This window comes from Homoserinimonas flava (assembly GCF_054969005.1).
In genome coordinates, this window is sequence record NZ_JBUEQS010000001.1 from 127,223 (window position 1) to 146,518 (window position 19,296).

Below are 19,296 nucleotides of genomic sequence, written 5' to 3' on the forward strand. Positions count from 1 at the left end.
ACTTTTGCATTGCTGCAACAATGTGCGCATGACTGCGGAGACTGAGCCCGGCCTGCGGGAGCGCAAGCGTCGCGCCACGAGGATCGCGATCCAGCGCGCCGCGCTGCAGCTTGTTCTCGAGCGGGGGAGTGGAGTCACCGTCGAGGAGATCAGCCATCGCGCGGAGGTGTCGGCGCGCACGTTCTTCAACTATTTTCCGACGAAAGAGGATGCTCTGCTCGGTTCGGTGCCGTCGCTCCCGGCCGGCGAGGCCCGAGAGCGGTTCGTCACCGCGGGGCCCGGCGCGGACCTGGTCGACGGGCTTGCCACGATGCTTGCGACGATGACCGACGATGTGCCGGCCGACAGTGACGTGTACCGCCTCCGTCGGGAGCTCACGAGTCGCGACCCTGAACTCGCCGCACGGCGGCTGCTCTCGACACGCACGCTCGAGTATGAGCTTCTCGCGATCGTCGAAGAGCGACTGACAGCGGATGCATCGCCCCCCGTTGATGGGGACGTCGATGCCGACGAGATCAGGTCGCACGCACGCCTCGTGACCTTCGCCGCATTCGGGGTGGTGCGCAGCGCCTGGATGCGCTGGGTGGACCTCGACGGTGCGACATCCATGAGTGAGTGCATCCACTCGGCATTCACGGATGCGCGGGCGCTCTTTGGGCAGAAGTAGGGGCGCGCATCGGCTAAGCTTTCATGCTGTGCGCACGAGCTTGCTCGGGCCCACGCCGCCTTAGCTCAGTCGGTAGAGCATCTCACTCGTAATGAGAAGGTCGTCAGTTCGATTCTGACAGGCGGCTCCACTTTGGAAGCCCGCAACTGCAGCAATTTTGGCCGTCGAGCATTCCCGTCTTTCTAATCATGCATCGAAATCCGTCTCCAATCGGTACCCACCGCAGCCTCTCCAACTTGAGGTCTCGCCCCGGATAGTCCCTGCGGTCGCGAATTTGGCACCGCATTCGAACTTAACGTACTTCTCGTCAATACGCGGGGTCCCCCTTTCTGCCGACTAGACGGATTGGAGCGCACAAGCCAGCCTGAGGAAACAAAGACTTCTTGGGGGAAAATTGAACAAGTTGCGAACAATGTCGACGGCCATTTTGAGCGTCCTTGCGCTCATGTTGGTTGAAGGGGCAGAACCGGCTCGCGCTGACCCAACCCAGGCAGTCGAACAGGCATGTGCTGACAGAGCAGCCGAGATGATCCCGGACTACAGAATGGAACACTCTCTGAGCTCCTCTGAGCGCGTGTTTGCGCTCTGCTTCAATGACATGGCTTCCGTGATTGCTTACACGTCAGACGGGTCGGCGTACCCGTCGAAGACCGAGGTTAAATCTGAGGAGGGGGAGTTGAGGTCCTTCGACACGGCTGATGACCCTCCCCAGACCGGGTGTGACATTGTTAGCCACATCGAGGTCTTCTGTTCCTGGCGGCTTCAATACTCCAAAATGAACGGCGAAACTGGAGAGCGGGAGTGGACTCGCTACGTGACCACGAACTACACCGCATATCTTCAGTCGACAACGGCGTCCGTCCAGGCTCAGATCGTCCATGACGACTACATTCACATTGGCGGGCGAGGCCTGGTTCGTTTCTGGCAGATGCAGGGGATATTGCCGCCAACATCTAGCGGCCGCGGCCATGTTTGGTACAAAGTCAACAACAACTCGTCGGTGATAAATTTCAACCTCACGACAAGCCGAGCACACTGGCATGAGGCAAAATTTGCTCTTGAGTTCGGAGTTGGCATGATTCACGATGGAGACGAAGGCGTCGACATTCCTGTCATTGGCGGCGAAATGAGTCCGCGTTTCCAGTGCTACAACGTGGCTTGGCCATCCGGAATCGGTGACCAATGCGAGTTCCCAAATGGGGAAGAAGCCGGGATCTTCTAAATGGCAAACGCGCGAATGTCCCATGATTCGTCTCGCTTGGTCCGAGAGATTCTCGAGTCCAGCGGTCCCGAACGATTTCATGCCAGAGTCACGCATCAAGCTGGCGGCTCATTGGAAGAATTTCACGTTGAGGTCGATCGGATCGCGAGCGCTTGGTTCATGCATCGGCTTGGAAGTGACCTCGTCGTTGAGCACATGGGTGGCCAAACCTTTCTCCCGGAAGGACCGCAGCCGTATCCGTTCGAGCAGCCAGCCCCTTGGCCAATGCACTTCGCATTCCCCAAGGTTCTGACGCATTGGGGCCGCCCTGGCGACGAGTTTGAGCCAGTCCTCGCCGACGAGCTTGGAAATCATTCGATCCTCGTAACGGTCCAGCACCTCAGCGATCCTGCCGTGCGTGGGACCCTCGTATTTGACCGGACGTACAACCTTATTCGGAAGGTGATCACTCCGTTTGGGATAACCCAGATTGATCACGTTGAAGACGGAATAGGACTTGCTCGGGACAAATCGCGAAGTCCGTCCAATGCGGGGTATGTCCCTCCGGAATACTGACCTTCGGCGTTGCGCCTACTTCTCCAGCCATGCTGGAGGGTCCGCCGCTGAGAATGCGATTCATTCGAGCGACGCCTGCGGAGTCTGCATCGCTGGGGACTGCTGAAGGTCTTGGTGACTCTTTGACCTGCCCTATGGGTTAGTTACCACTTTCGCTGTGGTGATCAGTGCCTGAACCCTCAGCAGCCCCTGCATAGCTGACGTGAAGTTGTCGATCCGTAACGGATAAGGCAAGACTAAGTCGGTGTTCAGCTTCGACTGGTCGATGGCAGCCTTCTTGATTTCTGGCATTCTGACTCTCCCCAAGAGATGCGCTCGATGCCCCCCCCCGGACACCATGCCGAGAACATTTCACGGATATGTAGCGCCGGCCCGTTTCTGCTCCAACCCGCCAGCAGATTCTCCGTACCCTGCCGCCGAACCAGTGTGGCCGCGATAACTTCGGCCACAGTTGTCGCTGCAGCTAGGGCTTCTGGATTCAAGGCTTGAACACTATCTGGATAGGCTCGGCCCCGTGGAGATCGGTGATGTGACGACGAGCGAGTGGATTGCAGTGGGTGCTGTCGCTGCTTCTGTATGGGCTGCGCTTGCGGCATGGCGAGCCAATTCGCACTCCAAGCGCGCTGTGATGATCTCAGCTGATGCCAACGAGATCGCTACCGCGGCGCACAACCTCGCAGAAAAGATAGACGGTCGTGCCACTGAGATTCATGACGTCGAGTGGGAGTCGAACGTGCTCCCCAGCGGAGTCGAGATACTCATTTCGAACGTCGGCGTCGACACCGCCAAGTCGGTTCGCTGGCGGCTGGTCTTGGAGGGAGGACACCTCGGCATAGTCACTGGCACCGAGGCGGAGGTTCCTTCGTTAGGCCAGTTCCGGATCAACGTCTTCGAAGAGGTGAAGAACTCTGGGCGAGTTGGAGGCGGGCTCGGCTACTCGCTGATCTTGTACTGGCAGTCCCCGGCAGGCGTGGTGCAGAAGTCAGAACTCAGCGAGCGAGGAATGCAGGTCTTCTAGCAGGAGAGGGGCGCTGGCATTCGCCCCCCATCCGCCCCCCTAGCCGGAAACCGGAGCCTTCACGCGGTGCCTCGAGCACCGGAAACGCGGGCCTGCAACCATAGAAAAATAAGTGCCTAAGCGCTCCGGTTCACTCGTAATGAGAAGGTCGTCAGTTCGATTCTGACAGGCGGCTCCACTTCAGGCCCCTCTCTCCGCGAGTTCGGTGACGTGCGTCAAATGGCCCCCGGATAGCTCCACACGGGGCTACTTGCCGCAACTCAGCAACCCGCAATGCCCAAGTTGCTGAATGCGCCCGCATAGTGTGCACTCGACTACGGGTGTGCGGGCGACCGCACGGAGAGAGGTGAACTGTGAGCACAAGCGAACGTGTCGTCATCGTCACTGGTGGCGCATCCGGAATCGGGTACGGGATCGCGAAGGCGTATCTCGAAACCGGTGCGAATGTGGTCATCGCCGATGTCGAAGAGCCGGCGCTCACGCAGGTCGCCGAGGAGCTCGGGGTGATGGCCGTCAGGGTGGACGTGTCAAAGCTTGAGGACATTGAGAATCTCGCCGAGCGGGTGCTGGAACGCTATGGCCGAGTCGATGTCCTGTGCAACAACGCGGGGGTCGGCAGCCTCAACTCGTTCGACAATCTCACGCTCGACGAGTTCCGCTGGGTGATGGATGTCAATGGCTGGGGTGTCGTCTACGGCATGAAGGTGTTCTTGCCGATCATTGAACGCACGTCGCCGAATGGTCGCATCCTCAACACTGCGTCGATCGGTGCACTCATCAATGCGCCCGGCATGGCGGCATACGCCTTCTCAAAGGCGGCTGTGCTCGGGCTGACTGAGGCGGTCGCCGGTGATCTTGCCGCGCGGGATTCGAGCGTCAAAGTGTCGGTCCTGCTGCCAGCGCAGGTGCGGAGCAATCTCGCTGAGAGCGCGCGGAACAAGCCAGACGGTGCTGTCGTGTCGCGGCTGCGCACCGAGCACCTTCCCCCTGGTGAATCGCTTGAGCCGATCGATGTTGGTCGTTCGGTGGTTGCCGCTGTCGACCGGGGTGATCTGCACATCCTCACCCACGGTCACCTCCTCGGCGCGGTCAAGGACCGTCACCGTCGAATCGAGGACGCGTTCGCCGCTGACCACGTGGTCTGAGTTCGGGCCGAGTCGGCCGAGCGATCAGGTGGCGAGTTCGCGCCGCACGCGCACGACGGTGTCGCTCAGCGTCACCGTCGTCCCGTCATGCCAGACGGCCGACCGTTCGACGACACCGTTCGTCTCAACAACCCAGCCCTCGGGCAGTTCGAGCGATTGGAGCACCTCGTCGGCCGTTGGCAGCGGCACGGCGTCGTGGTCGTGTTCGCCGCCAACCCCTGGCGGGAATCCGCCGTGCCCGACGATGAGGAGTCGCCCGCCGGGGGTCACGGCGGTGGCCGCGCGCCGCAGAATTTCTTCGCGTGGGAGCTCGACGGGGGAGTGAAGAAACGCGGCCGTCACGAGGTCGAACGTCGCTGACGGCCGCCACTCGGCGAGGTCGGCCCGCACCCAGCTGATCCGATGGGCGAGCCCGCGCAGCGTCGCCTTCTCGGCGGCGACCGCGAGTGCGTTCGCCGAGATGTCGATCGCCGTGACTGTCCAGCCGTGTGAGGCGAGCCACATCGCATCGCCGCCCTCGCCGCATCCGAGCTCGAGGGCGCTGCCGGGGGTCAGGCCGGCGACCTCGTGTTCGACCGCAGCGTTGACCCGCCCGCTCCACACCTGACCGCTGTCACCCCGGTTCGCGATGTAGCGCGCCTCCCAGAATTCCGCAGGGTCGGTGATCGGGGCATCCGCCGGGCGCGTCATGACGTGCCTTCTGCGTCGAGCACGCGAGCGGATGCCGCGGCGACCTCGTCGGCAACAAACTCCCCGTTGATGGCGAGGGCGGCGGTGGCACCGGCCCCCGCTGCGATGGGAACGAGCGCCCCAGGGTTTGCGGAGTTTCCGACCGCCCAGACGCCGTCGACGCTCGTCTTGCCGAAGGCGTCGACGGCGGTCCACTCGCCGAAGGGTGTCTCGGTGCGGTCGACGCCGAGCTGCCGCAGCGGCGCGTCGAGGGCGACGGGTATCGGCTCGGCGAACACGACGTCGACTGGGGCGACGGTGCCGTCGGCGAGGCCCAGCCCGGTGAGGGTGTCGCCGTCAACGACAACATGGGTAACGGGGCGGTCGTCCAGCCGGATTCCGCGGGCTTCAAGCACGAGCCGCTCGGGCTTAGGGATGGGGCCCGTGAGCGCGGTGAACACGGTCACGTTGGCCGAGTATGACCGCAGCATGTGCGCCTTGTGCAGCCCCATCACTGACCCCGCGAGCACAGCGATCGCTCGCCCGGCCGCTTCATATCCGTCGCAGTAGGGGCACGCGACGACGCCGCGGCCCCACTGCTCGGCGAGCCCTGGGATGTCTGGCAGGTCGTCGCGGGTGCCGGTTGCGACGATGAGTCGGCGCGCGGTGGCGCGAGCACCGCTGTCGGTCACGACCTCGAACCCATCCGCCGTCGCGCGGGCTTCGGTGACGCGCGCGTGCTCGATCACGCCATCGACGGCGCGCACCTCACGGTAGCCGTCGGCGACGAGATCAAGCGGCGAGTAACCGTCGCGGCTCAGCACGCCGTGCATGTGCGGGGCGAAGCGGTTGCGTGGCTGCTGCGCATCGAGCACGAGCACGCGGCGGCGGGCGCGCGCAAGAATGAGGGCGGCGCTGAGCCCGGCGGCACCACCGCCGATGATGATGACATCCCAGAGCTCGTCGGAGCGAGCCGGGTCGAGTGCTGGGGCGGATGCTGCGGTGCGAGGCGCTTCGTTCGTCATGCCTCCAGCGTGCCCAACTGCTACGCTGATAGCAACTATCAATGCCGAATTGGCAAGATCGGAGCCCCATGCACGACGACAGTCTCGCCCTCATCGGCCCGCGGCTGAAGAGCTGGCGCGAGAAGCGGAGCATGACGCTCGCTGAGCTTTCGCGGACGACCGGTATTTCGTCGAGCACACTTTCGCGTCTCGAGGCCGGCAAGCGGGCGCCGAACCTCGAACTCGTCGTGCCGATCGCGCGAGCGCTGCGACTTGAGCTTGACGACATCGTGCCCAGGGCGGCGCCCGATCCGCGGGTGGCGCGCACCACGAAGCGCATAGGGGAGACCCAGTACGAGACGCTCTCTCCGGAGTCGAGCCCGGTGCAGACCTACAAGGTCACGTTTCCGGCGAACCCTGGAGGCGCGACCGTCGTCCCCGAGCTCAAGGTGCATGACGGGCAGGAGTGGCTCTACATTCTCTCCGGCCGCCTGCGGCTTGTGATCGGCGAGCAGGAGGTGACGCTCGGGCCCGGCGAGGCCGCCGAATTCGACACTCGCCTCCCGCACTGGCTGTCGGCGACCGGCGCTGAGCCCGTCGAGATGCTGTCGATCTTTAGCAAGGAGGGCAAGCGCATCCACCTCCGGGCGCGCCCCGCTGGCCGTGACTAGCCCAGTGCATCTCCGGCCGAGCGACACCGGGCCGGCGCCACCCCCGTCCGGGGGCAAGCGCCGGTGAGTCCGATTTCGATACCGTAGACACGGTCCGTATCCCGACGGATCATCCCGAACACCCGAGGCTTACCCTTTGCATTCACGCACGCCCGAAATCGTCTTGTCGCGCCCGAACGACAGTGCCCGCATCCGTCATCCGCGTCGCGTCCTTGCCGCAGTGGTGTCGTTGGCGCTCGTCGCCTCTGGCCTGCTGCTCGCGCCAGTGTCGGCTGCGGCCGTTGTCACCGCCGGCCAGCCCGTCATCATTGATGGGTTCGACGGCACCCGGCACGGCACCCGCACGGTGTCGACCCTCCCGGCTGCTGGCACCTCAACCACAGCGCGCGGAACGTTCACCGAGTCGAACGGCGCCGCGTTCATCACGGCGGGCGGCAACGGCAACGCCGCGGCGGGCGTGCGGCTGGCCTACACGTTCGCGTCGAGTGACCTCACCGCTGGCGGCAACAACACCCAGCTCTTCTTCGAGTTCGACGACATCGCACGCACCCCCGTGCAGATGCTCGGTGAGACGGCGATGTCGGTGACGGCGACGATCACCGATGCGAACGGAGTCACCGGAACCTACAACACGGGCATCTCCAACACCGGCGCGTTCAACATTGTGCTGAACTTCCGTTGCGTCGACGGGCCGCCCTGCTTCAGCCCCCAGCCCGACTTCACCAGGGTCACCGCGCTCACCGTGAGCATCATGTACCCGAGCAACTACGACTCGGTGGCATCCCTTGCGACGACCCTCAAAGTCATCCGCACGACGCCGACGGGTGGTGCGGCCCCCGCAGCGCCCACGCCCGCGATCTCGACCGCGACGACGAACATCCTCACCGCTGGCACGCCCAGCGTCGACTACGTGATCGGGTTCTACGCCGACGGGCGCCAACTCGCGCCGAGCGGCTTCGACGCGAGTGACATCACGCTCGATGGCAGCACGGCGGGCGGCGCGACCGTCACCGGCTTCGTGCAAGAAGGGTCGAACTACCGTGTCACGGTCGGCCCGCTCACCTCGACGGGCACCGTGAACCTCGGCGTTGTCGCCGGGGTGTACCTCGACAGCTGGGGCCAGTCTTCGCTCGCCCGCACCGCCCCGGTCGTGAACTTCACGAAGGCGGTGCCGCCCGTCATCACGGCACTTCCGGATGCCACGTTCCATGTCGGCACGGCGGCATCGACTTCGGCGGCCGCAACGGGCGTGCCGACTCCGACGCTGTCGGCGACGGGTCTGCCGCAGGGGCTCACGATGTCGGGTACCGGTGTCGTTTCGGGCACGCCGGCGGCGGGGAGTGGAGGCATCCACCAGGCCACTGTCACGGCGACGAATATTGCCGGTTCTGACAGCGAGCCGCTCACCGTGACCGTGACGGAGGCCGCGACCGTGTCGGCTCCGGCCGGCGCGGCGTTCACGATCGGCAGTGCCGGCAGTGCGGCACTCACCCTCGGCGGATACCCAATACCGACCGTCGCGGTCAGTGACGGTGAACTCCCGACCGGTCTCAGCCTTTCGACAGCGGGTGTGCTCTCCGGAACTCCGAGCGATGGTGCCGGTCTGCATACCGTCGTGGTGACCGCAACGAACGCCCATGGCTCCGCGAGCGCGACTCTGAGTTTCACGGTGACGCTCGCACCGTCGATCACGAGCGCCGACGACCTCACGCTTCAAGTCGGAGAGGCCAGTACCTTCGAGGTGACGGCCGCCGGCTATCCGGCCCCCACCTTCTCGGTTGTCGGCGCACTCCCAGAGGGGCTCACCCTCTCTTCTGCCGGTGTGCTCAGCGGGAGTCCAGCGGCTGGCACTGGCGGCGAACACAGTGTCCGTGTCCGCGCCGAGAATAGTGTCGGCTCCACGGAACAGGTCATCGCGCTTGTCATCGACGAAGCACCGACCGTCTCCGCTGCGCCAACGATCAACAGCCGCGAAGGCGTCGCGCTTGCTCCGGTGACCATCACGGCGGCGGGTCACCCAGTGCCGAGCCTGGCGCTCCAGTCGGGATCGACCCTGCCGAGCGGGCTCGTCTTCACAGACCTCGGCGACGGCAGCGCGACGATCACAGGAACGCCCGCGGCCGGCACGGGCGGCGTGCACGACGTGGTCGTCGTCGCCACGAGTCCCGACAGCGCACTCGGCTCGCACACGGCGTCCATCTCGATTGTCGTCGGCGCGTCGCCGCAGATCACGTCACCCGGCGCCCAGACGTGGCAACTCGGCACGCCCGTCGACCTGCAGCTCGTGGCATCCGGCTATCCAGCGCCGACCTTCACCGCCGGCACCATCGTGCCCGGCGTGACGATCGACTCTGCCGGCCACATCACGGGCACCCCGACAACACTCGGGTCGAGCGCCGCGAGCGTGCTCGCGATGAACACGTGGGGGGCGTCGAGTGGTTCCTTTGCTGTTTCGGTCACGGATGCCCCGGCCTTCACCAGCACGTCGAGCGCGACCTTCGCGGCCGGCGAGGCCGGGTCGGCGTCGATCGTGGCGAGCGGATTCCCCGCGCCATCCATCACCGTGAGCGACGCGTTGCCCGCCGGGGTGACCCTCATCGATGCCGGCGACGGCACCGCGGCACTCTCCGGCACCCCCGAGGCGGGCACCGGTGGCACCTACGAGATCGAGCTCATCGCAACGAACGCGCTCGGATCATCCACGCAGGCGTTCACCGTGACGGTGACCGAAGCGCCGGTGATCGATGCGCCGACCTCCGGTCCGCTTCGGCTCACGGTCGATGAGTCCGGCTCGCTCTCCCTTGCCGGTGGAGGATTCCCCGCGCCGGTGTTCACTGTTGTCAGCGGTGATCTGCCGGACGGTGTGACGCTCGCGGCTGACGGTCGTCTCCTCGGCGCTCCTGCACCGGGCACCGGTGGTGTTTATCAGCTCACGGTGTCCGCGAGCAACGGCTCGGGCACACAGTCGCTTCAGGTGGAGCTCGTTGTGAACGAAGAGGCATCGTTCACCTCTCCGACCGTCGATCAGGTCACCGCCGGCGCCCCCGTCTCCATCACCATCACCACATTCGGCTACCCGGTACCGATCCTTGAGATCGTGGGCGGCGCGCTGCCGGAGGGGCTGACGCTCGTCGACAATGGTGACGGCACCGCAACCATCTCGGGCACAGCGAAGCGGGGGAGCGGTGGCGTGTACACCGTGCTCCTCGGCGCGAGTCAGACGGTGCCGGTCGCGCTCAGTGGCACAGCGTTCTCAGCGCTCGCGAGTGCGGGGTCCGTCGCGAATGCCGCGACGCAGCATTCCCTGACCCTCACGGTCGAGGAGGCGGCAGCGGTCGACGCCGCCCCACGGCAGCAGGCCACGGTCGGCGATGCGGTGTCGTTCGAGGTCGAAGCGCTCGGGTTCCCGCGTCCGACGATCACCGTGACGGGGCTGCCCGACGGTCTTCGCTTCTCCGACAACGGTGACGGCACTGGCACCGTGTCGGGCACGCCGACATCGGCCGGTTCGTTCACGCTTCAGGTCGCAGCCGCGAACAGTCTCGGCAGTGCGGACGGGACGATCGCGCTCACCGTGGCTGCGGCTGAAGCCGTGCCCACCGTTCCTGGCTCCGGGGTCGCCGCGGGTGCTGGGGGTGCAAATGCGCTGCAGCTGACTGGCTCGGATGCGACGCCGTTCGCCCTCGCTGGGCTCGGTTTGCTCCTGCTCGGGTTGATGGCACGCGGCGCGGCCCGACTCCGCCGTTCGTAGCCGCGCCTCGTAGCGACGGCTCGCGATGGCGCGCATCGCCGCGGCATGCATTTCGGGGTACGAATCCTCGGCGCCTCATAGCCCCATTCTTTGGTAATATTTCACATTTGTCCCCCAATTACGCCCCAGTACGGGGCACAATCCGCCAATTTGTACCCCGAATCGCTTGAGCATGTACCCCCCGCGGACTTAGAGTCAACGCACGCCGAACGACAGGTTTGGGGTACATGCAGGGGTGCGGGGGGAGCTGACATGAAGCGATCAGCCACACTCGTCGCCGCCTTCAGCGTCGTGCTCACGATCGCCCTCCCCTTCGTCGGTGGCAGCGGCCCCTCGCTTTTCGGCTCCGAACGGGCCGAAGCGGGCATCGTCTCCGTCCCCACCTTCGCCAGCAACCCCACCGCAGCCAGCACCGCAACCGCCGCAGACACCGCCGCCGCGCCCGCCGAGGTGCAGGCGCCACGGGATGCCGCGGTGCTTACCGCCGACTCCGAGCACCTTGCGCAGCGTCCGGTCCCGGCGAGCACCGCACCTGACGCCGTCGAACGGCGCGACGCCGTCGCATCCGCAGGTCTCGCCTGCCCGACGGCGCTGAGCGGTGTCACCGGCACGGCGCCCGCTCGCACCGCAGGGGGTGGCGTCATTACCGGCACCACGACCTCCGACCTCGCCTCGTTCGCCGACCAGTACAACGCGATTCGGGTCGCGAACTGCATGCAGCCGGTGCCGCTCGAGAATTTCCGCTACGACGAGTGCATGGAAGACCGCCTCATCTGGATGGCAGAAGACCCGAGCGACGACCCCCTCAGCGCGTGGGGCCACCTCGGCTCGGTGCGCAGTGACGGGCAGCCGAGCGTCGGATGCGACGGCAACCTCGCTGGCGGAAGCGGCGACACCGGAGCATCCGTCGCCGACAAGTGGTGGGAGTCCGACTCGCACCGAGCCTCGCTCTTCAAGCCCGACTACGCGGGTGCTGTCGCCGGCATCTGCATCTACTTCGCCGCGACACACGGCGGGGTCGGCACGACCTTCAACGAAGCACCAGACTTCACCAGGGCATCGGCGCGCTGGGCGAGCTGCTGAGCGGCTACCCTTTCTTGAGACCCCAACGCCGGGGCAGGAGAGGACACGCATCATGACACTTCGCTGGGGAATCCTTGGGCCAGGTCGCATCGCCCGCGCACAGACGAATGACCTCCTCGCGAATGGGTTCACGGTGACCGCGGTGGGGTCTCGCACGCTCGCCACCGCAGAGGCCTTCGCGTCGGAATTCGGCATTGCGAAGGCGCATGGTTCGTATGAATCACTTGTCGCAGATCCCAATGTCGATGTCATCTACGTCGCGACGCCACACCCGTTCCATGTGACCGCTGCGAAGCTTGCGCTGGAGGCCGGCAAGCACGTCCTCCTCGAGAAGCCATTCACTCTGAATGCTCGTGATGCTCGCCTCCTCGTCGACCTCGCGCGCGATCGGGGGCTCATTGTGCTCGAGGCCATGTGGACCCGCTTCTTGCCGCACATGGTGCGCATCCGCGAGAGCATCGCGGCTGGAGACCTTGGCGAGGTCAGGACCCTCCTCGTCGACCACACCCAGCTTCTGCCATCCGATCCCACGAATCGTCTCTACGACCCCGCACTTGGCGGCGGCGCGCTGCTCGACCTCGGCATCTATCCCATCTCGTTCGCGCACGATCTCTTCGGCGCGCCGACAGCGATTCACGCCTCCGCGGTCTTCACCTCGACGGGGGTCGACCGGCAAACCTCCGCAATCCTTGAGTTCGAGGGAGACCGCCGAGCTGTGCTTCACGCCGCACTCGACACACGGGGCCCCAACGTGGCGTCGGTGATCGGCACCCTCGGCCGCATCGACATCGACCCGGTGTGGTACACGCCCACCTCATTCACCCGCTACGACAGCGCCGGCGCGGTCGCAGAGCGGCACGAGATCGACACCGACGACCGCTCGGCACCCGGCAGCCGCGGCATGCAGTGGCAGGCGTGGGAGCTTGAGCGGCTCGCCGCGGAAGGCCAAGTCGTCTCCGAAATCCTGCCAGGCGACGAAACCGTGACCATCATGCAGACGCTCGACACCATTCGTGAGCAGATCGGCCTCGTATATCCGGGCGAGACCGCGCAATAACCCCCCATTTTGGTGCCACGAAGCGCGCGGCTACGATGAGCGGGTGATCGAGCAGGAGACACCCCCGAGTCGCCGCGACAGCGCCAGGCAGCATGCTGCCACGGCGCCCGGCATTGTCGACCGTGTCTCGGCGTGGTTCTCGCGACACCCGCGCGCCATGCTCGCGGCCGGTGCCGGCGTGATCGTCGTCGCCCTTGGCGCCGGTGCGGTCGCGGCTGGTGCCGCCGCGAATCGTGGGCCAGTAGCATCCGTCGCGATCGACGAAGAAGAGACCGAAGCCCGCACGGTGCCCGAGCTCGCCGCATCACCCGTGCGCGCCCGCACCTGCGCTGTCGATACGACAGACCCGGCGTTCGCAACCCTGTCGGCCTCCGTGGTCAACGCGGTCACGGGTGAGCAGCTGTACTCGCGTGCCGCCGACGAGCCGGTGGCGTCGCTCTCGCTGCACAAGGTGCTCACTGCCGCGGTCGCGCTGCACGTGCTCGGCCCCGATACCCGCATCGCCACGCGGGTCTACGAGGGCAGCGTCAAGGGCAGCATTGTGATCGTTGGGGGTGGGGATGCCACGCTCAGCGCGCTCCCCGCTGGCACCGAGAGTGTCTACACGGGTGCGCCGAAGGTCAGCGATCTCGCGGCGCAAACGACGGCCTCGCTCGATCGGCTGTACCCGAGCACGCAATCGGGGCCGGATGACGACGACGACGACCGCGACGACGACCGCGGCGATGACGACCGCGGCGACGACCGCGAAGCAGACGAGCGACCCGGCTCCGACGACGAGCGTGCCGCGTCGTCGTGGGAGGTCACCGAGATTGTCGTCGATGCCGGGCTGTGGAGTTCCGGTGACATGTGGGATGTCGGCTGGGCGTCGAGCGAGCTGAGCACGGGCACGCAGGCGAACATCACCCCCCTCATGGTCGATGGTGACCGAGAAGACCCGACGTCGGCGACGAGCCCGCGCGGTAGCGACCCCATCGCTTCGGCGACGAGCGCATTCGTCTCGAGCCTTGACCTGTCGTCGACACCGAAAATCACCTACGGTTCTGCCCTCACCGATCGGCCCCTCCTTGCGGAGGTGTATTCGCAGCCTGTCTCGGTGCTCGTCGAGCAGATGCTCCACCTCAACGATCACACGCTTGCCGACACGCTCGCCCGGCTCTCATCGAAGGCCGTTGGGAGCGACGGGTCCGCGGCATCCCTCGACCAGCTGTACCGCTCTGTGCTCACCGAATATGGCGTGTCGACCGAAGGGCTCGTTGTCAAGGACGGCTCGGGGCTCAACCCAGAGACGGCGGCGAACCCCGACTATGTCGCCCGGCTATTCTCGATCATCGTCTCGGGTGAACCGACACTCCACCGCATCCAGGCGGCCCTGCCCGTCGCAGGCGTCTCGGGACCGCTCATGCATCGCTTCAGCGGTGAGCTTTCGACCGTGCACACCACCTTCATTGGCACGGGCTCGGCCACCGACGACGCGACGGCGCTCGGTGGGCTCATGACGGCCGCCGACGGCTCCATCATCGCCATGGCGCTGCAGTCGACCGGGTCGGTGACGAGCGCCACCAGTCTCGCGCTTGAGTCACTCGTCGCCGAGATTCATACGTGCGGCGACAACCTCGCAAACGCCGACGCGCCACCCGGCGACTGAGGCTGCCCGGGCCGGGCGGCGTGCCCCCCGCCCTCCAATAGGATGGGGGCATGGCTCGCGCACTGTTCATCATCGACGTGCAGAACGACTTCACCGAGGGTGGGGCGCTCGGCGTTGATGGGGGCGCAGCCGTCGCGGCCGGCATCACGCGATATCTGGCGCAGCATCCCGGCCGCTATGACGAAGTGTTTGCTTCGCGCGACTGGCATGACGGTGCGGGCGACAATGGCGGCCACTTCGCGACGGATGCCGCACCAGACTTCGTCACGACGTGGCCGGTGCACTGCGTTGCCGGCACAGACGGTGCCGAGTATCACAGCGCCCTCGACACCGCTCCCGTCACGGTGCACGTGCGCAAAGGGCAGGGGGTGCCCGCGTATTCGATCTTCGAGGGCACGACCGAGACGGGGCAGCCGGTGCCAGAAGTGCTCGCCGCCCGTGCCATCTCCGAAATCGATGTTGTTGGCATCGCGACCGACTACTGCGTGCTCGCTTCGGCGCGCGACGCGCTCGACGCCGGCTACACCGTCAGTGTGTTGCACGACCTGGTGGCGGGTGTTGCGCCCGAGTCGAGCGCTGCCGCGCTCGCCGTGCTCGCCCAGTCGGGTGCCGCCGTGCACGCGTCTGCGTGAGTGATGCAGTACCCACCACCACAACCGTTGTCAGAAAGGAACCATCACTGATGGACAAAACCTGCGCATCCGCAGCGGAGGCCGTGAGCCGCATCCCCGAGGGGTCATCCCTTGCTGTGGGCGGCTTCGGGCTCAGCGGTGTCCCCATGGCCCTCATCACCGCCCTGCGCGACCAGGGCACCGGCAGCCTCGAGGTGGTCTCGAACAACTGCGGCGTCGATGGGTGGGGTCTTGGCGAGCTGCTGAGCAACAAGCGCATCCGTCGTGTGATCGCCTCGTACATCGGTGAAAACAAGGAGTTCGGCCGACAATATCTCGCTGGCGAGATCGAGGTCGAGCTCACGCCGCAGGGCACGCTCGCCGAGCGTCTTCGCGCGGGCGGCGCCGGCATCCCGGCGTTCTACACCGCCACCGGTGTCGGCACGGCCGTCTCCGAGGGCGGGCTTCCGTGGCGTTATGACGCGGAGGGCAACGTCGTCAAGCACTCGCCCGTCAAGGAGACGAGGGTGCTCGGCTCGCTCGGCACCGAGCGTGAGTATGTGCTTGAGGAGGGCATCCGCACTGACTTCGCGCTGGTGCGCGCAGCGAAGGGCGACCGCCACGGCAACCTCGTCTTCGAGAAAGCCACCCGCAACTTCAATCCGCTTGCGGCGATGGCCGGCCGCGTCACGATTGCCGAGGTCGACGAGCTTGTTGAGCCGGGAGAAATCGACCCGGATGATGTGCACCTCTCCGGCATCTTTGTCGACCTGATCGTTGCGCTGACGCCAGAACAGGCAAATGACCTTCCCATCGAGAAGGTCACCGTGCGTGACCGCCAGGAGGAGAACTGACATGGCCCACCCCAATGCGCTGACCCGTGACCAGATGGCATTCCGGGCGTCACTCGAGCTTGAGGATGGCTCCTACGTCAACCTGGGTATCGGCTTGCCCACCATGATTCCGAACCACATTCCCGCCGACAAGACGATCGTGCTCCACTCGGAGAACGGCATCCTGGGTGTCGGGCCGTATCCATGGCGCGGTGAAGAAGACCCCAAGCTCATCAACGCGGGCAAAGAGACGGTCACGACCCTGCCGGGCGCCTCGTTCTTCGATTCCGCGCAGAGCTTCGCCATGATCCGCGGCGGCGCGATTGCCGCAGCAGTGCTCGGCGCAATGCAGGTCTCCGAAAAGGGCGACATCGCGAACTGGGCGGTGCCGGGCAAGATGGTCAAGGGCATGGGCGGGGCGATGGACCTCGTCAACGGGGCCGACCGCGTGATTGTGCTCATGGAGCACGTCGCCAAAGATGGCAGCGCCAAGGTGGTCCGCGAGTGCACCCTTCCGCTCACGGGCAAGGGCTCAGTCGAGCGCATCATCACCGACCTCGCCGTCATCGATGTCACCGACGACGGGCTCGTGCTGCGCGAGCTCGCCCCCGGTGTGAGTGTTGACGATGTCGTTGCGGCGACGGATGCCCCGCTCGCCGTGCCAGAGGCCCCGAGCGAGATGCGGGTGTCCTAGCTCGCACAGCGCTCGATTAGGCTTGAACGCGCAGCGGAGCACTTCGGGGGAGAACATGGCAGACAACGCTCCGCGCCATCACGGCGCGGTCGCCTGGGCAGAACTGGTGACGCCAGACTCCTCGAGCGTACGCGAGTTCTATTCTTCCGTGCTGTCGTGGGATTTCGATTCGAGCGCCGAGCTCGGCGCTGTCACCGTCGCGCTGGCCGGCGATTCTCCCGTGGCGTCGATTCGTCAGGGCGTTGAAGGCCTTGAGTTCTCCGCCGTGTGGAACGCCTATTTCGCGGTTAGTGACCTCGTCGGCAGTGTCGCCAGGGCGCGGGCGAACGGCGCGGTCGTGATCGTTGAGCCCTTCCAGGTCGATGGTGCCGAGGATTCGATCGGCACGTTCGCGTTTCTCATGGACCCGAACGGTGCCGGCTTCTGCCTCTGGGAGGCGCCGCGCGGCGTCGCACCGGCCGCGCGCGCCGAGGCGGGCTTCATTACCTGGACGGTGCTCTACGCCGACGACACCATCGCGGGCTCGAGCTTCTATGCCGACACCCTCGGATGGCAGCTTGACGAACCGAGCCCGGTCGACGGGTATCGGCTCGCGAGGCTCGCCGACGGCTCCCGCGTCGCGGCGGTCCGACGACTCCCCGAGGGCAGTCTGCCCGGCTGGCGCACCTACTTCTGCGTCGCAGACCTGGATGCGGCGGTTGCGGCGACCCGCGCAGGCGGTGGGTCCCTCATTGACGCCCCCACCCGCATCGGGAACGGCCGCCCGTTTGCGATCGTCGCCGATCCGCTCGGGGCACGCTTCGGAATCGTGCAGGCCGACTAACAGCGGCCCCGTCGGTTGAGCCTGTTGAAGCCCGGCCCGCGCGACCCCGCTGGTTGAGCCTGTCGAAGCCAGCCCCGCACAATCCAGCTCTGAGAGAATCGTCGGATGCCGGTTATCCACGTCGACTCGCTCGACGACCCCCGCCTCAGCGACTTCGCCCATCGCACTGATGTGGCGCTCCGCAAGGCCGGGCACAATGGCGACCCGAGCGGTGAACTCGGGCTCTATATCGCCGAGTCCGCGCTCGTGCTCGAGCGGGCGCTCCGTGCCGGGCACTGCCCGCGCGCAGTGCTCGCCCTTGGGGGCGCGGCGGTCGATGAGGCGGTCGCGCTCGTCGGCCCCGACATCGACGTATTCACGGCGCCGGGCAAACTCCTCACACAGCTCACCGGGTACGTCCTCCACCGCGGACTCATCGCCTCGATGGAACGCCCGCCGCTGCCCGCAGTAAGCGACCTGCTAGCGGAGACCCGGCGCATCGTCATCATCGAGAACGTCGTCGACCCCACCAATGTCGGGGCAATCTTTCGCTCAGTCGCCGGAATCGGCGCCGACGCCGTGCTCATCACCCCCCGCTCCTCCGACCCGCTCTACCGGCGCGCGATCCGCGTGAGCATGGGCACGGTGCTGCAGGTGCCGTGGACCCGGCTGCCCGGCAGCGGGGGCGTTGGCGACTGGGCGGCGATACGCTCGGTGCTCGTGGCGTCCGGGTTCCATATCGCGGCGCTCGCCCTCAGCGACGATGCCGTGCCGCTGCGCGCGTTTGCGGCGGACGCGCCCGAGCGCGTCGCCCTCGTGCTCGGAGCGGAGGGGGAGGGGCTCACGGCGGAGGCGATTGCGGCCGCCGACACGGTCGTGCAAATCCCCATGCGGCACGGCATCGACAGCCTCAACGTGGCGGCAGCGGCTGCGGTCGCGATGTACGCGCTCGCGCTGTAGCGGCTCGAGCGTCAGGCACACTCTCACCTCACCTCGCCTCGGCTTCTCTCGCCTCACCTCGCGCGAATGACGCGGTTTCGGCGGATTGACGGCGCCGCGGCAGCGTCATCCCGCCGAAAACCCGTCATTCGCCGCGCGACACCTTCGGCGGCCGCCCACGTTTCGGCGGCTCGGTGTCGAAGGGCACGGCGAGCGTCTCCCCAGCGGCTCGCGCGGCACGGATGCGCTGGGCGACGTGGTCGAGCCAGCGCACCTCCGTCTCGGCTTCGAACACGATGGCGTCAGCGGCAAGCTGCGGGCCGAGGCCGGCCGTCGACGCCGGGGTGGCGCGCGTGAGGTGCTGCAGGCGTTCGATCGCCGCCTGACGCTGCACCACGAGGATACGATCGACATCGATGCCGGGCAGCGTCGAGGCGATGGCAACCTTCACCGCGAGGTCGCTCCTCGTCGGTGATTCCGGGCGCTCGGCGGTGGCGAGCCAGCGCTCCACGGCGGCGCGACCGGCGTCGGATGCTTCGTAGAAGACGTGCCCGTCAGCATCCGTCTGGGCGCTGCGTGTGGCGAGGCCGTCGCGTTCGAGCGTTTCGAGCACCTTGTAGACCTGGCCGACGTTGAGGGGCTTGGGAGCTCCCGTGCGGCGGTCGAACTCGGCGCGCAGCAGATACCCGTAGCTCGGCTGCTGTGCCAGCATCGCGAGGATGCTCATCCGCACCGACATGGCGACCCCCTATGTATGCCGTGTATATGAATACCGACCATACAGATATGACGATGCGGCGTCAACGGAAATTCAGGAGATTTGCCGCCCACTCCCGCATATGGGTGCGAGGGAGGGGTTGTGGCGCCGAATCTCCTGAATTTCCGCGCGCGGGAGGTGCGCGGTGTCCGCGTGGACAGCGGGCGCGG

At 66.2% G+C, this 19,296-nt stretch carries 19 protein-coding genes and 1 tRNA gene; 15 read left to right on the plus strand and 5 right to left on the minus strand.

Going from position 1 to position 19,296, the window contains the following annotated elements; genetic code table 11:
• Positions 1–28: 28 nt before the first annotated feature.
• From ACY48M_RS00590 to ACY48M_RS00600, 3 genes are all read left to right on the plus strand, one after another.
• Positions 29–667 (plus strand): TetR family transcriptional regulator, encoded by a 639-nt coding sequence (locus ACY48M_RS00590; RefSeq protein WP_462818302.1) that lies wholly within the window; start codon positions 29–31, stop codon positions 665–667.
• Between the two features lie 54 nt (positions 668–721).
• Positions 722–797: transfer RNA gene (locus tag ACY48M_RS00595), tRNA-Thr, on the plus strand.
• Positions 798–1,079: 282 nt separating this feature from the next.
• Positions 1,080–1,889, plus strand: coding sequence for a hypothetical protein (locus ACY48M_RS00600; RefSeq protein WP_462818303.1), 810 nt, complete (start codon positions 1,080–1,082; stop codon positions 1,887–1,889).
• A gap of 108 nt (positions 1,890–1,997) precedes the next feature.
• Here the strand turns inward: ACY48M_RS00600 and ACY48M_RS00605 are convergent, their stop codons facing one another.
• Complete coding sequence (locus tag ACY48M_RS00605; RefSeq protein WP_462818304.1) at positions 1,998–2,366, minus strand: hypothetical protein; 369 nt, start codon at positions 2,364–2,366, stop codon at positions 1,998–2,000.
• Between the two features lie 210 nt (positions 2,367–2,576).
• Positions 2,577–2,735: a hypothetical protein gene (locus ACY48M_RS00610; RefSeq protein ID WP_462818305.1), complete on the minus strand. Its 159-nt coding sequence runs from the start codon at positions 2,733–2,735 to the stop codon at positions 2,577–2,579.
• A gap of 223 nt (positions 2,736–2,958) precedes the next feature.
• Between ACY48M_RS00610 and ACY48M_RS00615 the strand changes: the two genes are divergently transcribed.
• A complete protein-coding gene (locus ACY48M_RS00615) occupies positions 2,959–3,462 on the plus strand; it encodes a hypothetical protein (protein WP_462818306.1) in 504 nt (167 codons plus the stop codon).
• Positions 3,463–3,815: 353 nt separating this feature from the next.
• Complete coding sequence (locus tag ACY48M_RS00620; protein ID WP_462818307.1) at positions 3,816–4,607, plus strand: SDR family oxidoreductase; 792 nt, start codon at positions 3,816–3,818, stop codon at positions 4,605–4,607.
• 24 nt (positions 4,608–4,631) lie between these two features.
• Here the strand turns inward: ACY48M_RS00620 and ACY48M_RS00625 are convergent, their stop codons facing one another.
• Together ACY48M_RS00625 and ACY48M_RS00630 are read right to left on the minus strand one after the other, a co-directional pair.
• Positions 4,632–5,297 (minus strand): SAM-dependent methyltransferase, encoded by a 666-nt coding sequence (locus ACY48M_RS00625; RefSeq protein ID WP_462818308.1) that lies wholly within the window; start codon positions 5,295–5,297, stop codon positions 4,632–4,634.
• Positions 5,294–6,301, minus strand: a complete 1,008-nt coding sequence (locus tag ACY48M_RS00630) for an NAD(P)/FAD-dependent oxidoreductase (protein ID WP_462818309.1) — start codon at positions 6,299–6,301, stop codon at positions 5,294–5,296. Before ACY48M_RS00630 ends, ACY48M_RS00625 begins: the two co-directional genes overlap by 4 nt.
• 41 nt (positions 6,302–6,342) lie before the next feature.
• Between ACY48M_RS00630 and ACY48M_RS00635 the strand changes: the two genes are divergently transcribed.
• From ACY48M_RS00635 to ACY48M_RS00680, 10 genes are all read left to right on the plus strand, one after another.
• Positions 6,343–6,951 (plus strand): helix-turn-helix domain-containing protein, encoded by a 609-nt coding sequence (locus ACY48M_RS00635; protein ID WP_462818310.1) that lies wholly within the window; start codon positions 6,343–6,345, stop codon positions 6,949–6,951.
• Between the two features lie 136 nt (positions 6,952–7,087).
• A complete protein-coding gene (locus ACY48M_RS00640; RefSeq protein ID WP_462818311.1) occupies positions 7,088–10,702 on the plus strand; it encodes a beta strand repeat-containing protein in 3,615 nt (1,204 codons plus the stop codon).
• Positions 10,703–10,954: 252 nt separating this feature from the next.
• Positions 10,955–11,785 carry a hypothetical protein gene (locus ACY48M_RS00645; RefSeq protein WP_462818312.1) on the plus strand — a complete coding sequence of 277 codons (831 nt, stop codon included), beginning with the start codon at positions 10,955–10,957 and terminating at the stop codon, positions 11,783–11,785.
• 52 nt (positions 11,786–11,837) lie between these two features.
• Positions 11,838–12,842: a Gfo/Idh/MocA family protein gene (locus tag ACY48M_RS00650; protein ID WP_462818313.1), complete on the plus strand. Its 1,005-nt coding sequence runs from the start codon at positions 11,838–11,840 to the stop codon at positions 12,840–12,842.
• A 43-nt stretch (positions 12,843–12,885) separates the two neighbouring features.
• Positions 12,886–14,490, plus strand: a complete 1,605-nt coding sequence (locus tag ACY48M_RS00655) for a D-alanyl-D-alanine carboxypeptidase (protein WP_462818314.1) — start codon at positions 12,886–12,888, stop codon at positions 14,488–14,490.
• Between the two features lie 50 nt (positions 14,491–14,540).
• Positions 14,541–15,122, plus strand: coding sequence for an isochorismatase family protein (locus ACY48M_RS00660; RefSeq protein WP_462818315.1), 582 nt, complete (start codon positions 14,541–14,543; stop codon positions 15,120–15,122).
• Between the two features lie 50 nt (positions 15,123–15,172).
• Positions 15,173–15,955 carry a CoA transferase subunit A gene (locus ACY48M_RS00665; protein ID WP_462818316.1) on the plus strand — a complete coding sequence of 261 codons (783 nt, stop codon included), beginning with the start codon at positions 15,173–15,175 and terminating at the stop codon, positions 15,953–15,955.
• A 1-nt stretch (position 15,956) separates the two neighbouring features.
• Positions 15,957–16,628 (plus strand): CoA transferase subunit B, encoded by a 672-nt coding sequence (locus tag ACY48M_RS00670; protein ID WP_462818317.1) that lies wholly within the window; start codon positions 15,957–15,959, stop codon positions 16,626–16,628.
• A 55-nt stretch (positions 16,629–16,683) separates the two neighbouring features.
• Positions 16,684–17,451, plus strand: a complete 768-nt coding sequence (locus tag ACY48M_RS00675; RefSeq protein ID WP_462818318.1) for a VOC family protein — start codon at positions 16,684–16,686, stop codon at positions 17,449–17,451.
• A gap of 105 nt (positions 17,452–17,556) precedes the next feature.
• Positions 17,557–18,390: a TrmH family RNA methyltransferase gene (locus ACY48M_RS00680; RefSeq protein ID WP_462818319.1), complete on the plus strand. Its 834-nt coding sequence runs from the start codon at positions 17,557–17,559 to the stop codon at positions 18,388–18,390.
• A gap of 124 nt (positions 18,391–18,514) precedes the next feature.
• Here the strand turns inward: ACY48M_RS00680 and ACY48M_RS00685 are convergent, their stop codons facing one another.
• Entirely contained in the window at positions 18,515–19,108 is a 594-nt protein-coding gene (locus ACY48M_RS00685; RefSeq protein ID WP_462818320.1) for a PadR family transcriptional regulator, read from the minus strand.
• Positions 19,109–19,296: the final 188 nt, after the last annotated feature.